Here is a 13,295-nt window from a genome sequence, read left to right as displayed (position 1 = left end):
AAATTTCATCTGATTTATGAGATGTATTAGTCATAAAAACCCCTTAGTTACATTGTCCAGGCAGATGGTGTAGCCGGCGCGCGCAGCTCATGGCTGTGGCCACATAGCTACTTTTTCTGTTAACAACTTCTACAGTGATCTTTGAGCCTTGAACCACCACCGTATAAGTTCTTTTCGTTTTCTGTCGCCCGTAGGCTCCATAAAGCTCAACGTGTTTTGCCAGTGCCGCATCGCACGCCTGGCGGCCCAGCGGTGATTGTTTGCTTCGGTTAATCAGTCGCATATTCACCTCACACAAAGACATCAACCGGATCGCCAGCTGCGCGCGCGTTGTCGTTCGCTTCCCGGCGGAGGCCGAGAATATAGCCAACGGGATCCCAACTGGACAGAATTGCATTGAGCTCTTTATGGCTGTGCCAGGTTGTCAGGCGTTTTTTAAGCTCGCTGGCGCAGGCGCGCACGTTCGCCCGGGTGGGGCCGGCCATCTTCATGCACAAGCACAAAGTCAGAAGCAGATCCGAATATTCGTCGGCGGCTGCGCGCAATGCTGCCGGGTCGATGCTGGCTTCCAGCTCGGGCAGGCGGTGTTTCAGGCTCATTTGGCACCTCCCTTACGACGAAGAGCCATTCTCAATTTGTTTTTCGCCAGTCTGGCTTTGCGTTGTGCGGGCGTTTCACGTTCGCGAGCGCGCGCATTTGATTCACGATTACGGCGGCGCCTGGCGTTGAGTGATTCGTCTTCGCTTCGTAAATGCATCCTAGGTTCCCCCTCCATTGGCTCGGGCCACTGGTGCGCCTTATTTACCGCGAGCTTATCGATCATCGCCTGGGTAATCTGCTCGTCAGTGATTCCCGCTCTGCGCTGGGCATCCCACATCAGGAACTGCATATCAGCCCATTCGCTGTGGTCGTTAGGTTCCGCGGCAGCTTCAAGCGCTTCTATGCTGAGGTGTTTCAGTGGGCCAGCCGGACCAACATTGCCGAAGGTGGCATGTGACCATTCAGCGTGTTCGCGGCGAACCTGATTGCGAGCAAATGAGAACTCCCCCATCAGCGCTGCCAATGCGATTTCAGTAATACGCAAATACAGGGCCGCGCGGGACGGATTGCTGAATTCACCCTCTTTTAAAAACTTCGATATTTCCGCCACGTCAGCACGGCACACGGCGATTAATTGCTCATTAGTGAATGTGGCGATATCAGTCATTCCAGGCCTCCAGCTCGTTCTGGATTTCTTCATCGATCTCGTCATTTGTGGCTTCTTCGTCCAGGTAATCACGCGCTTCTTTGAGGTACTGTTCCCGGCGTTCGTCATACCATGCCGAGAACTCAGGGGACCAGCCATCAGTTGTGCCGTCATAGTCAACCTTGGCGTTACGTTCAGCCATGCTCTCGACCATGCTGTAAGCGGTGGTAAGCGCAGCTTCGCGGATATACCCACGCAGATCGCGCTTACACCAGTAGGGGTTAACTTTTGAATCACAAAAAGGTTTGAATTCCACTTCCCAGCGACGTACGCATCGTGCATTCAGTGATTTGCTCATATCGTTACCGGGAGGGCGAACCCTCCCGCCTCCCTTATCCCACGTATTCCGGTTTCATGTCGTCCAAGGTGATGCGGAACTGGTCATACAGTTCATCACCGAGGTGGCGGCGCGATGAGGTCAGGGTGCTTTCTGCCTTCGCGAATAACTCTTCGGCTTCCGGATCCCCCGGGTTAGGAAGTGAATTTATGGCGGCCTCAACTTTGTTTCGGGCGTCTACCATGAAATAACGCTGCACGGCTTTACCTTTCAGTTCGGTGAAAAGAACAGTGCCCAACACAGCTTTCTCTTTATCCAGATCCGCCCTGATGGCTTTTGCTGCATCGACAGATTCGGCGCGCTCAATGCGGTCACGGAAATCATCTGCCAGGGAATCAATATTGAGAGCTGAATCCTGCGCGCTGGTGGTGATGTCTGTTCCGCTGGTGATCTCTGCGACAGACATTCTTTGCGCCGGCGCCGGGTTTATTTCTCGCTCGGTCCTTTGTTCAACTTCATCCGGGCTGTAAACACCCAGGATGACTTCCGGGCAATACAGCCGTGCCCAGTATTTGACGCCCAGATAAGCGATCTGCTGTTTCGGGTTAGAAACCCACAAAGGAGAATTACGTGTGACGACTCCAGAGAGATAAAGTGGCTCCCCCCAGGTGATTTCTGATTCACCGCGCAGAATCGCGCCGACCTGGACGAATAACCCGATTTCGTCTTCATCAGTCCAGCCGCGCACCCGTTCTGTAACGCTGTATTTCCCATTTTTACCGTGTTTTTCCCTGGTAATTTCCTGCGTCCTTGTGCAACGTTCCCAGTCGCCGCCGTAGCGATAATGAAATCGACCGTTAATAGCGCTGGAACTGGCGATTACCGCGTTGACGAGCTGGGCTTCATATCCGAGCACGCCGTTTACCAGATGCGTTTTTTGCGCGACTGCATAGGGATTCATGCCCCACTGCATAGCCTGCATAACGATGGCCATGCAATCGGCTGGCTTACCTGCAAGGTGAGCTGGCACTGTCACTTGTGAATCAGCCATAAGGTTTGCGAAAGCAGTTAACTGACCGAGAGCCTGAACGTTAAAGATCGCGTTGCTAGCTGAAATGGTGTTTGGTGCCTGCTGTTCGGCTGTAACAATGTTAGTGTTTTCCATGACTGTTCCCCCTTATGCCTGTACGCGCAGCGCTTCGAGACGGCGCATATCAAAATCGTTAAGTTCTTCGGTGTAGTCTTCGGTAATCGGCGCCGGCCATTCGCCAGTGTCGAAACCGTTCGCGATGGCACGCATTGCTTTGCGATATTCCAGCATGCCGAGTTCCAGCATTTCTTCGGATGCCTCGATGATGGCGATCCAGTGGTAGTTCTCGTCTTTGTTGACGAATATCCAGAAGAACTGGTCAAGGGCTGCGGTTTCGCAGTACATAGCCGCGCTCAGGTGGTAATCGCGCTCGATGATTTCCCGGTGCAGCTTCGCGCGCAGGCCTTCCTGCTTAATGTTCCACATACTGATGGTTTTCAGGTCCGCACCAATGCGCAGGCCGCCCATGTCTATCTCAAGGTCAGGGCGCACGCGAACTTCCAGCCCGGTTTCCTCATCAATGCCGAAATAGCTCACCTCGACGGCACGGCTCGGGTGCGTCAACAACTTGCCAGCGGTCGGGTGATTCAACAGTGCTTTCTGAATGGCCAGTGCCGTAGCCAGCTGCTGGCGGGTAACCAGCACTTTTCCTTCCGGGTTCTCGCGCCATGCATCCAGCAGCTCGTCGGCAAACACGGCATCCGGTTTTACCGATTTCACGGCCTGAATCAGATCGGCCTTTGTGCCAGAGACTTTCAGGGGCTGCGCCTTCTGTGCTTCCTGAGCAACCATGTCAGGATTAATAAGCGCCAGCTGTTCCAGTAAGGCATCGCGGCCACCGATGGTTTTCACCTGGGCGGGCAGGGTGGCGTTGTATTCTTTGATGCAGGCCTTCATTGCGGTGGCGGTTTGCTTCTGACCGTCTTCAATGCGCTGGAACTCAGCAGGTAAAGACATATAACCCTGGCCGGTTTCTTCAACTGATGTACCCAAGGGAACCTGGGCGGGCAGGTTCGCGTTGTATTCCTCCAGGAATCTTTTGATGTCATCTGCGCTGAGTAAAACCGGAAGCCCGTTGTTGTATTCGTCGATAAATGCGCGGATCGTCGCCGTCGTGGTGAAGGCACCTTCCGGGATTTCCGGCTCGATACTGAATTCTTTTTCCAGCTGATCAGGCTGCAGCGCCAGTGCATGCACCAGATTGCCCATATCCAGAACAGGAGAGCGCACCTTCTGGATGGTTTTGGATACGTGGCGCGCCTCGAAATACATCAGCGATACCCGGGCATCTTTAACCATCGTGGAGCTGATGCCGTTAGCGGCGTGGTAGACCTCATTTGGCACGCCTTCATATCGACCAGGCTCGAAATACTCCGGCCATGCTGGCGCTGCTTGTTCAGCCTCTTCCTCTTCATCGCTATGAGCACTCTCTGAAACCTGGCTTTTCAGCACTTCGGCGGTAAGATCCGGGCAGCGTTCAGCCAGTATTTTGCTCATGTTCACGGCAATTGTTTGCGCAGGAGGCTCATCAGCGCCTTCGCCTGCTGATACCGCATTATCATTTTCGTCTTCGACCGGCTGAGCCGTTTCCATCTGCACATCGCTGGTGGTTTCCCCGGAATTAGCTGGATGTAATTTTTCTTCTGCAGCGCGCTGGCGCGCCTGGTCCACGATAGAAAGTGCTGGTGCTGGCTGGCTATCCATCAGACCATCAATCGAAAAAACACCATTGCCCATGTTTGAAACTTCAGGCTGTTTGGGTTTGGTCAGGTCTTCGGTTATCCACTTCGGATCCGTGGGGTCACTGATGCCTTCGACATATTCGCCACGTTCGGCGGCCAGAACCTGATTAGCGTCAGGGCGTTTCTTTTGAGCTTCTTTCACCAGTTCGGTGCCAATTACCTGAAAGTCAGTTGGGAGAGTTTCCAGGTCAGGCACACCTTCATCTCCATCGATAGCCTTTTTCACAGCGTCCAGAGTGACGGCGGCAGATGAAACATGACCAGCTTTTTCAAGAGTCTCAGCAGAAGGGGCGTCATGCTTATGCTCGGTCAGGTTCGCATTGATATAGGTCTGCAGACTTACCGGGAAATGATGAATGTCGCTGGTGGCGCCACGAATAAGGGCAAAAATCGCGGCGCGGGAATAATCCAGGATGCCTGCAACCTTGCGCAGCGCTGCCGACCATTCCTTGAACGGACTTTCTTTCTTCTGAACGATCTCTTTGGCCCGGCGGTGAATTGATGCCGGGAAATTGTAGATATCGAAATCCATTGGCATTGTGGCCAGGGCTATTTCTACATCGAGCGTATCAAGGGTATGGGTGTAGTCAGGGTTGCGATCGGTTTTATTACCGCCGCCAGCATTAGTTCCTGCATCAGTTTTCAAAACCGAAGAAATGCAGTTACCGGCAGCCCATTCCCTGGTGAGAATGCCGCGGTCGATCGCGTTCGTGGCGAACCACAGCTTTGCAAACTGAATACGTTTGCCGAGCTCATGCCGTTTCCCTTCCGGGAAGACTTTTTTATTGGCGCTGGTGAATTTCCAGAGCGTCGGCATATCGTATTTTTTGATTTCAGGGATATTCTCGGCGGCCAGAATCAGATCCTGGACGGCTGCGTTATCAGTGTCCATTTCCAGAACTGACAGCTCCTGCCGGTGAGGCATGCTGATATGATAAACGTGACTCTCTTCGGCCATATACTGCGCCAGCAGCTGAGCGCGAAAGGGGAGTTCTGCCACGTTAAAAAGCGCGCTTGAATCGTCTTGGTATTCATCGCTACCGAAAGTTTCCACGGTCTCATCTTGTGCCGCGTCGCCAGTAGTCTTGGCATCAACCAGCTCTCCAGTAACGGCCTCAGAGGATACTCCGGCATTATCGCCGTGATGAACATCAGCAGGCGCCAGTCCTGGCTTAAGAGTCCAGGTGCGGCCATCGTCGCCGAGCTGGTAGCGTTCGCACCATGAGTAATCGAGAACACCCTCCGCTGGCAGGTCGTTGAATACCGGGAAATCGGTGCGAATAGGTTTTTGATAGTCTTTGCCGCGGCCTGTTTCGATCCCAGCGTCTTCCAGATCGACGTCGAGCTGCAGTAGAGCGCGGGCTTCTGATTTATTAGTGCGCCAGATTACGGCATCAGCTTTACCCGATTTTTGAGTCGCTTTTATCAGATAAAAATATTCCATGTGATAGCCTCTATTTTGGATGTAGAATCCCCCGGGCCATTGGTAGCGCCCATTTAGGGTGGTCATTGGTTTTGGTAATTTCCGGTGTAACTTTGGTCGGTGGCACCGGACGTACAGCCCGCTTCGGCGGGTTTACGTTAGCTCTCGTGCGCCATCTGGTCGTAAGAGGCGCAGCGTTCAGAGCAATACTCTTTTTCTTTCCGTGCTAGCTGGTTCCCCTGGAGGTACAACAGGGTGCTTACCACTGGCTTTCCCTCGATTGCTTTACGGCAGTAACCGCATTTCTTCTGCATTCCTCCCCCTACATTTGCACCGTGAACCCGGCCGGATGCTCGTCCAGTACACCTTTCAGCGGATAACATTCAGCTTTCACGTGTTGCTCTTCTGCGGCTGCCTTGCAGTCATTCTCAGTGTCGTAAACGCCGAGCAGGACATCCTGATTACCGCCCGTCAGCATGCTGACGGTGAGAACCAGGGCAAACATCGTGCTCATGAAGGGTCTCCTTTTTGCGCGAGCATGTAGCACACCCGGCGGATGAAAGCTGACAGCGGACTTAAACGAACAGCCTGCTGACGAGCGGGTTTGCGTGCGAAATCATTCATAGAAACAATCCCCTCAGTGCGCAGAAAAGCGCGATCCAGATGAAGAGCCCAATTACTGCTGAAATGACCAGGGTTCTTATACCGTGCTTGCTCATTTCAACTCCTCATGTATGCCTGTCTTTTAACCACTTCAGGCTCGGTGGTATGCTGGTAGTTCTCACACAGCCAGCAAGGAAATAAAAATGTCAAAACTGACAACGATGAAAGTTGCTTGCCCTGATTGCGGAAGCGAGATGCTCAAGCGTCCCGATGATTTCGACTTTGAGACAAACTTTGTTGGCGTCAGTTGTGCCAACTGTGGTCGAGAAATCACTAAGGACGATGTCGTTAAGCAAGGGACGGATGTTGTCAAAAAGCAGGTTGACGACATCCTCAGGGATGCCTTCAAGGGAACGGGCTGGAAGCTCAAGTAACCCCAGTAGTTCCTCGACCTGATTGATTACTTCCGTGGCGTCTATTTCGAGTTCAATAGGCGCCACCTTTACCTTACTCATCTCACCCTCATTGCCTTGTCGCCGGCCAGCGGAACGTTTAAACCTACTGCGCGTTGCTCTCTCCACCTCATCCGGTGTTTCGTATGCCGCCGGCAGCTACTTCGTGGGCTCCATGCCTGGGTGGTTTTTTTCGATGGAATAATTAAACACAATGTTTACTCGGTAGTCAACTAAATGAGTTGTTTTAAGTAAACAAAAGGTTTACATGCAATTGATTTAAGAGGTGGGTTGACTGTTTTTAATGCTGTTATTGGTTTAAAAAACATCAGCTAGAATGGTTGTGGAGCGAGATGAGTTGGATAGAGTTCGAGCTTTCATCGCTGACAGGATTGGATGTACTCAACTGCGCACCTTAGACAACGTCATTCCAAGGGAGCGCCAAAGGATGTATAGGAAAGGGAATCAGAGGGGATGGTATACTTATATTGGCTACGCCTGTGGTGAATCCATGTTCTGCTTGTAGTCATGAACGGTTGTTACATGATTGCTAGTAAAAAGCACGGCTTAAAGAGGAAGAATGATCGCAACGATGTTGAGGTTTACAACATTTGCATTAAAATACATGAAGCATAATTCTATGAATAATATGGGTTTTACAATTACAAGACTTTTATAATGTCCAATATATTGAATAGGTAATCTGCAAAGCTAGAGGTGTGCACACGGTTTCTCTCACCATAGAGAAACCATTCCGCCACCATGCGGAAGGCGAAAGGCCCCGAACAAGACTACTATTCGGGGATTTTATTCAGAGAGGTTTCTTAATATCACCATTTATAAGCAAATCGTAGGCTAAGAACAATTTCCTATAAACAGTCTTTAAGTTTTCATTATCACATGATATAAATTGTAAAAATATATCTTCTTTTACATAGACAGATAATTCACGCACATCTATGTGTCTAATATTTTTTATAACGACAACTGGTTCTTTTCGCTTGCTAAATCCTGCGTTTTTTATCTCTGTAATTGTGGTAAAGATTCGTTCTGCATTTGCTTTATCTAATGTTATAGAGTTAATTATATTATCCAAGTTACCATGACGCTCGATTCTTTGATTAAGTCGAGTTAATGCTTTTTGCTGCAAATTTAAATCACGGAAGTTGCAACTGGATATAATCTTTGAAAACGGTAATCTTATTGTATTTTTTGCATCAATGATAAACTCAATTGCTAACTTGTTGGATATTTCATTTTTCTCAAACAAATAGTCCTCTAGATAATTAAGTTCTTTTATTTGAGTGAAAACGTATTTTTTATCACCTAAAGCTACAACCAGGTTTTTTCCCTGTTTAACGCTTTCTTCAAGTTTATCTAAGTCTGATGGAGATACTAGTAATGTGTCGAGATTGCCTTTTTCGCCTTCATTAACAATAAGTGTCTTAATTGCTCTCTGATATCGTAAAACATCATAAGGAGACAATCCTTCATCAACAGTGCTTATCTCATCATAAATCTGTTTGTAATTGTCTGTTTCAACAGAGGTGTAAGTAACCTGAAGTTGCTGATCAGTGATTTGCTTTATGATTACTTGCTCTTCATTTGGTTTGTGTTGAATAAGAATTATTCTTTCAGCTGATTTCCTTCCATCTTCTTTTGGTAATTGTGATGAGAAGTCTGACAATAGTTTTTTCACATTTCTATCTGTTAACGAATACCCTATAAAGAGAATTGGATTTTTAATCATATTCGATAGTATTTTTGCACTTATGAGAATTGCACTATCATCATATTTCTCATAGTCCTCAGCGCTAATTACAATTGATTTCGGTTCCTTGATATCTCCATGTATCTTGTATAACTCACACCATCCGATGGTGTCTTCGAAGAAACCATTATTTCCAATATATAGTTTAGGGGTGACGCCTTGATCATTAAGCAGATGCTCTATAAAGGCATCATAATTAGTAGTAATGATCATTTTTGCTTTTTTTAATAGTGCTTTGAAAGAGTTTAATTCATCTAGGTCTACATCATCCTTAAGCGTAGGAGAAGAGAACCGTTGACATATTGAGTATTTGAAAGGTGAAATGTTTTCACTAAACACACGTTTTGCGTCTAGCCCTTCAAGTTTAATTGCGTTGCCAGTAAAAAGCTTGTTAAAGTCATTCTCTATTTTAGTTGCTGCTTCGGTGTATATTTTATGATCTAAATCAGAATCATCGCCAATGCTGGCTCGAAATTTCTCTTTTATTGTCAGAAGATAATTATAGAAATCTATTTCAGGATTTATTTTTTGCCAATACTCATTTAGTAAATCTTCCCAAGTAGGGTAATTTTTTAGATATCTTTTAGATATACCTGAACCAATGAATACGATAGGGTAGCTTTTGAATTCAAAAAGTTGGTTTGGCATATCAAAATCCTTCTAGTTAAACGAAGCATATTGTGTGTTTTATATCAGTTAAGACAAACATACCGTATTTATAGGGTTGAAAAGTAAAAATAACCGTCTTGCCTATATGTTTGTATCATGCTGCCGAACAAGCAAAATACCTCATCAGCCCACTATTGAGTACGAATGCTGTCTATACCTCTGAGGCGGTTACTCAGCATCACCCTTAATCCGCCGCCCCATGTACTTGGCGTACAGCTCATCGAGCTCCTTCAGCCGAAGAGATATGATCCGCTGCATGTTCTGTTGTTCTTCTTCGTTTGGCAGTTGGTTGTAAAGTTCAAGCAACCTTCGCTCGTCAGGTCTCAATCCGTCTTTAGAGCCCACATCTTGGCCTAAAACCCATTCAAGGCTGACGCCAAGCGCATCCGCGAGCTTTATCGCAGAGCTTTTTCCTATTGCGCCCCGCACAAACCAGTTGTTAACAGACTGCGCGCTCACACCACAGATCCTCGCGATATCAGCTTTTGATATGCGCTTCTTCTCAATGATTTCGTTAAGCCGCTGAACCTGCGGGTTATCTGCTTGGTGCGTATTTTTTCTCATATATCACGATTTTAAACTAAATGTTTACGCTCACAACATTCATAAAGTTGACATTAAAATAAACATAATGTTTAATTTGATTCGTAAACTATAAGGAGTCACTTATGAATGCATTAGAGAAAGCCATAAAAAATGCCGGTAACGCAACAAAGCTTGCTGAAAAATTGGACGTCTCATCAATGACAATTAGTCATTGGAAAAAACGTTGTGGGGGGCTTGTGCCTCAGGGACGCATTTCCTCTATTTTTCAGGCTACAGGCATTACACCTCACGAACTTCGCCCTGATCTTTATCCAAATCCAACAGACGGCCTACCGAAAGAGGAAGGCTGACCATGCAAATACTCTCCTTTCAACAAAATACCGGATTCAAGACCGGCACTTTGATAAAGCGAAATCAGCTGAGAGAGTCAGATCACGACGCTATTCGCTCCGCCGTTCGCGCCTGGGCTGCAGCTGAAGGGCAGGATGTTGTGTCGGCACACATCATCGGTGAGTGGCGGCAGAAGGGCGGCGGGGAGATCGACTTTCCTGATGACATCAGCCGTGCCAGACAAAAGCTTTTTCGCTACCTGGACAACCCGGCCGAGTCTGAGCGCTATCGCGAGTATGTTCGCCTTCTTACACCGGCGATCATGGCCGTTCTTCCGCTGGAATACCGCCACCGTCTTTTTCCCGTAGACAATTTTATGTCCCGCCTGGCTCGTCTGGAAAAAGAAACCAGCGAAGCAAAGATTGCCGTTGCTGTGGGGGCTCCACGCCATCAGAAGCTGAAAGAACTGAGCGAGGGAATTGTCGAGATGTTCCGGATAGACCCTGAGTTAACGGCGCCACTGATGGCCATTGTCACTTCAATGCTGGGAGTGACGTGATGCTGGAATTAAGAAAGGTGAAAGCCGCGGTGCTGCAACACCTACGGCTTTCTTTGCGAATTAACTGGATCAATTCACAGGGGAAATTATGAACACGAACCAACTGAATTTCAATAATGGGGGCGCCCATGGCTAAAAACTCGATCGACGCGTACGGCGCCAGCGGTAAAAGCAACGTCCTGTTTTTCGAACCGGAAAACCTGCATCTGGTGACCGATACAACACACCCGCTTTACGATGAACGAGTACACCTACCGCTTAATGAAGCTGTGATCCTCAACATCATGGAACTTGGGGTACTCGAACCGATTATCGTGTGGAAGGACCCGGAGACAGGGAAAACCTGCGTGGTTGCAGGTCGGCAGCGCGTAAAGAACGCTATGGAAGCAAACGCTAGGAGAAAGCGGGCAGGGCTGGAACCCTGGCCGGTACCCGGTATAGCTAAGCGCGGCTCAGCCATTCAAATGGCCAAATACATGGTCAGCGAAAACGAGATAGCGCAACCAGATACCCCACTGGGCCGGGCCAAAAAAATGGTTCAGCAGATGGAATACGGTCATGACGAAAATGACATTGCCCTGCTATTTGGCTGCAGCGTAAAAACGGTCCAGGCAACCGTGGCTCTACTGGATGCTACGCAGGCCGTCCAGGCGGCGGTTGAGGCAGGAAAAGTCACTGTCACTCAAGCGCGTCAGTTGGTCGATTTGCCACCGGAAAAGCAACGGGAAACGGTCAAACAGTTAGAGGCAGCGGCAGAGGGTGTAACTGGCCACGAGAAAGCTCGCCGACAGCGCGCTGTCCTCGGAGACACAAAGCCGCGTCTCAAATCCCGTAAGGAAATCACCCAGCAACTTCAAACCGCCAGCGGCGAATACGCAGCGGCTTTGCTGTGGGTGCTTGGTGATGAAAACACACCAGTTTAAGCAACAACGGGGTCTCTATGCGTGATTACGGCAAGGTGCATACATCATTTTGGATAAGCGATGGAATGCGCCGGGTATCGGATGATGCCAGGTTGCTGGCGCTGTACCTGCTCACCGGGCAACACACGAACATGATTGGGTGTTTCCGGCTGCCTGATGGATATGTTTCGGAAGACTTAGCATGGACTCCTGAAAGGGTTTCGAAAGGGTTTGATGAGCTATCGGCTAACGGTTTCGCAACGCGCGATTCGTCATCGAAATGGGTGCTAATTCGTAACTTTCTGACCTGGAATTCAGTTGAAAACCCAAACCAGGGAATTGCAGCACTGCGTTTGTTTGATCAGGTCCCGGACACATCTACGGTTAAGCCAGAGCTGGCGCGGGTTTTAGCCTCGGCAATATCCCACATCGGCATCGCAAAACTAAAGGGTTCCGAAAGGGTTCTCGAACCGTTCCTTAACCAGGAACAGGATCAGGAGCAGGAACAGGATCAGGAAGAAGATAGTTCGGGGCATGGCTTCGCCACACCCCCAGACGATCAGAACCAAGACGAAGGCGATAAACCTGATCCCCAAAAAATATACCCGAATGATTTCGAGCAGGTCTGGTCGGTTTATCCCAAGCGGGCAGGGGGAAACAGCAAGTCAGATGCTTTCAAAGCCTGGAATGCCCGAATCAGGGATGGAACCACTGCGGCGGAAATCTTCGCAGGAGTGGTGCGTTACGCGGCTTTCGTTAAAGCCGAGGGAATCCTCAACACGCAGTACGTGAAACAGGCGAAAACGTTTTTTGGCCCTGGTATGCATTTCAGCGAACCGTGGGCGATTCAGCAGGCGCCAGGCGCACGAGATCCCAATCAGATTTCGGAACCTGACAAAACCATCCCATCGGGATTCAGGGGGTAGCGATGAAAAACATGATTGGTACCGGGAATGCACTGGAGCGACTGAAAAAACTCATTCCCCCTGGCGTTCAGCCAAAATTCGGCAGCGTTGATGAATGGCGTGCCTGGCAAGCCGAAGAAGGCCGTAAGCGCTGTGTGGAACTGGAAAAACAAAACCAGCGAGCACGTGCAGAGAAAATCTTTGGACGTGCAGGAATTCAGGATCTGCACCGCGGCTGCACATTCGCGAACTATCAGGTTGAGTCGGATGGCCAGCGTCGGGCGCTCTCGATGGCGAAAAGTTACGCGCAGCATTTCGGTTCTGGGTTTGCGAGTTTCGTATTCAGCGGAGCGCCGGGCACCGGGAAAAACCATCTGGCGGCAGCAATCGGAAATCACCTGCTGGCTGGTGGCCGCTCTGTGCTGGTGGTAACCATTCCGGATCTCATGCTGCGTGTTCGGGAATGTTATGACGGCGGGCAGTCAGAGGCGTCATTGCTGGACGATTTGTGCCATGTGGACCTGCTTATTCTGGATGAGGTGGGTATTCAGCGCGGAAGCAGCGGTGAAAAAGTCATCCTGAATCAGGTTATCGATCGCCGGCTGTCCTCCATGCGACCTGTCGGCATCCTAACCAACCTGAACTATGAATCGCTGAAGGAAACACTGGGTATGCGGATCCTTGACCGTCTCCAGATGGACGGCGGTATGTGGGTGAATTTTGAATGGGACAGCTATCGCAAAAACGTTCGCCATTTGCGTGTCGTTAAGTGAGGTGTGT

General features: G+C 49.3%; 14 protein-coding genes and 2 pseudogenes. 6 read left to right on the top strand and 10 right to left on the bottom strand.

Annotated elements, in window-relative coordinates; all coding sequences use genetic code 11:
- Positions 1 to 43 precede the first annotated feature (43 nt).
- From AB1E37_RS14620 to AB1E37_RS14585, 8 genes and pseudogenes are all read right to left on the bottom strand, one after another.
- A complete protein-coding gene (locus AB1E37_RS14620) occupies positions 44 to 283 on the bottom strand; it encodes a DUF4060 family protein (protein ID WP_004892750.1) in 240 nt (79 codons plus the stop codon).
- Between the two features lie 7 nt (positions 284 to 290).
- Positions 291 to 599 carry a hypothetical protein gene (locus tag AB1E37_RS14615; RefSeq protein ID WP_080851493.1) on the bottom strand — a complete coding sequence of 103 codons (309 nt, stop codon included), beginning with the start codon at positions 597 to 599 and terminating at the stop codon, positions 291 to 293.
- A gap of 146 nt (positions 600 to 745) precedes the next feature.
- Positions 746 to 1,207: pseudogene (locus AB1E37_RS14610) on the bottom strand (DUF550 domain-containing protein); the annotation flags it as partial.
- A complete protein-coding gene (locus AB1E37_RS14605) occupies positions 1,200 to 1,544 on the bottom strand; it encodes a hypothetical protein (protein WP_080851496.1) in 345 nt (114 codons plus the stop codon). The gene AB1E37_RS14605 and the pseudogene AB1E37_RS14610, both read right to left, overlap by 8 nt.
- A gap of 34 nt (positions 1,545 to 1,578) precedes the next feature.
- Positions 1,579 to 2,738, bottom strand: a pseudogene (locus AB1E37_RS14600) (RecT family recombinase).
- Positions 2,701 to 5,799 carry a RecE family exodeoxyribonuclease gene (locus AB1E37_RS14595; RefSeq protein ID WP_117028513.1) on the bottom strand — a complete coding sequence of 1,033 codons (3,099 nt, stop codon included), beginning with the start codon at positions 5,797 to 5,799 and terminating at the stop codon, positions 2,701 to 2,703. Before AB1E37_RS14595 ends, AB1E37_RS14600 begins: the two are co-directional and overlap by 38 nt.
- Positions 5,800 to 5,936: 137 nt before the next feature.
- Positions 5,937 to 6,092 carry a YdaE family protein gene (locus AB1E37_RS14590; RefSeq protein WP_012967861.1) on the bottom strand — a complete coding sequence of 52 codons (156 nt, stop codon included), beginning with the start codon at positions 6,090 to 6,092 and terminating at the stop codon, positions 5,937 to 5,939.
- Between the two features lie 8 nt (positions 6,093 to 6,100).
- Entirely contained in the window at positions 6,101 to 6,292 is a 192-nt protein-coding gene (locus tag AB1E37_RS14585) for a YebW family protein (RefSeq protein WP_004179600.1), read from the bottom strand.
- 292 nt (positions 6,293 to 6,584) lie between these two features.
- Between AB1E37_RS14585 and AB1E37_RS14580 the strand changes: the two genes are divergently transcribed.
- Entirely contained in the window at positions 6,585 to 6,815 is a 231-nt protein-coding gene (locus tag AB1E37_RS14580) for a hypothetical protein (RefSeq protein ID WP_156838936.1), read from the top strand.
- Positions 6,816 to 7,644: 829 nt separating this feature from the next.
- Here the strand turns inward: AB1E37_RS14580 and AB1E37_RS14575 are convergent.
- Positions 7,645 to 9,252: an SIR2 family protein gene (locus AB1E37_RS14575; RefSeq protein ID WP_032436022.1), complete on the bottom strand. Its 1,608-nt coding sequence runs from the start codon at positions 9,250 to 9,252 to the stop codon at positions 7,645 to 7,647.
- Between the two features lie 189 nt (positions 9,253 to 9,441).
- Positions 9,442 to 9,837, bottom strand: coding sequence for a helix-turn-helix transcriptional regulator (locus tag AB1E37_RS14570; protein WP_032436023.1), 396 nt, complete (start codon positions 9,835 to 9,837; stop codon positions 9,442 to 9,444).
- Positions 9,838 to 9,941: 104 nt separating this feature from the next.
- Here AB1E37_RS14570 and AB1E37_RS14565 point away from each other — a divergent pair, with 104 nt between their 5' ends.
- The 5 genes from AB1E37_RS14565 (at position 9,942) to AB1E37_RS14545 (ending at position 13,288) form a co-directional block, all read left to right on the top strand.
- Positions 9,942 to 10,169: a YdaS family helix-turn-helix protein gene (locus tag AB1E37_RS14565; RefSeq protein WP_032436024.1), complete on the top strand. Its 228-nt coding sequence runs from the start codon at positions 9,942 to 9,944 to the stop codon at positions 10,167 to 10,169.
- A gap of 2 nt (positions 10,170 to 10,171) precedes the next feature.
- Positions 10,172 to 10,708 carry a toxin YdaT domain-containing protein gene (locus tag AB1E37_RS14560; protein ID WP_032436025.1) on the top strand — a complete coding sequence of 179 codons (537 nt, stop codon included), beginning with the start codon at positions 10,172 to 10,174 and terminating at the stop codon, positions 10,706 to 10,708.
- A gap of 128 nt (positions 10,709 to 10,836) precedes the next feature.
- Complete coding sequence (locus AB1E37_RS14555) at positions 10,837 to 11,631, top strand: ParB/RepB/Spo0J family partition protein (protein ID WP_273665803.1); 795 nt, start codon at positions 10,837 to 10,839, stop codon at positions 11,629 to 11,631.
- Between the two features lie 17 nt (positions 11,632 to 11,648).
- Positions 11,649 to 12,536: a hypothetical protein gene (locus tag AB1E37_RS14550; RefSeq protein WP_177334457.1), complete on the top strand. Its 888-nt coding sequence runs from the start codon at positions 11,649 to 11,651 to the stop codon at positions 12,534 to 12,536.
- A 2-nt stretch (positions 12,537 to 12,538) separates the two neighbouring features.
- Positions 12,539 to 13,288 carry an ATP-binding protein gene (locus tag AB1E37_RS14545; RefSeq protein WP_110219130.1) on the top strand — a complete coding sequence of 250 codons (750 nt, stop codon included), beginning with the start codon at positions 12,539 to 12,541 and terminating at the stop codon, positions 13,286 to 13,288.
- The last annotated feature ends 7 nt before the right edge of the window (positions 13,289 to 13,295 follow it).

The sequence above is a fragment of the Klebsiella sp. Shm-1 genome (assembly GCF_040804525.1).
GTDB lineage: Bacteria > Pseudomonadota > Gammaproteobacteria > Enterobacterales > Enterobacteriaceae > Klebsiella > Klebsiella pneumoniae.
This window is presented reverse-complemented; position numbering and strand designations above follow the sequence as displayed.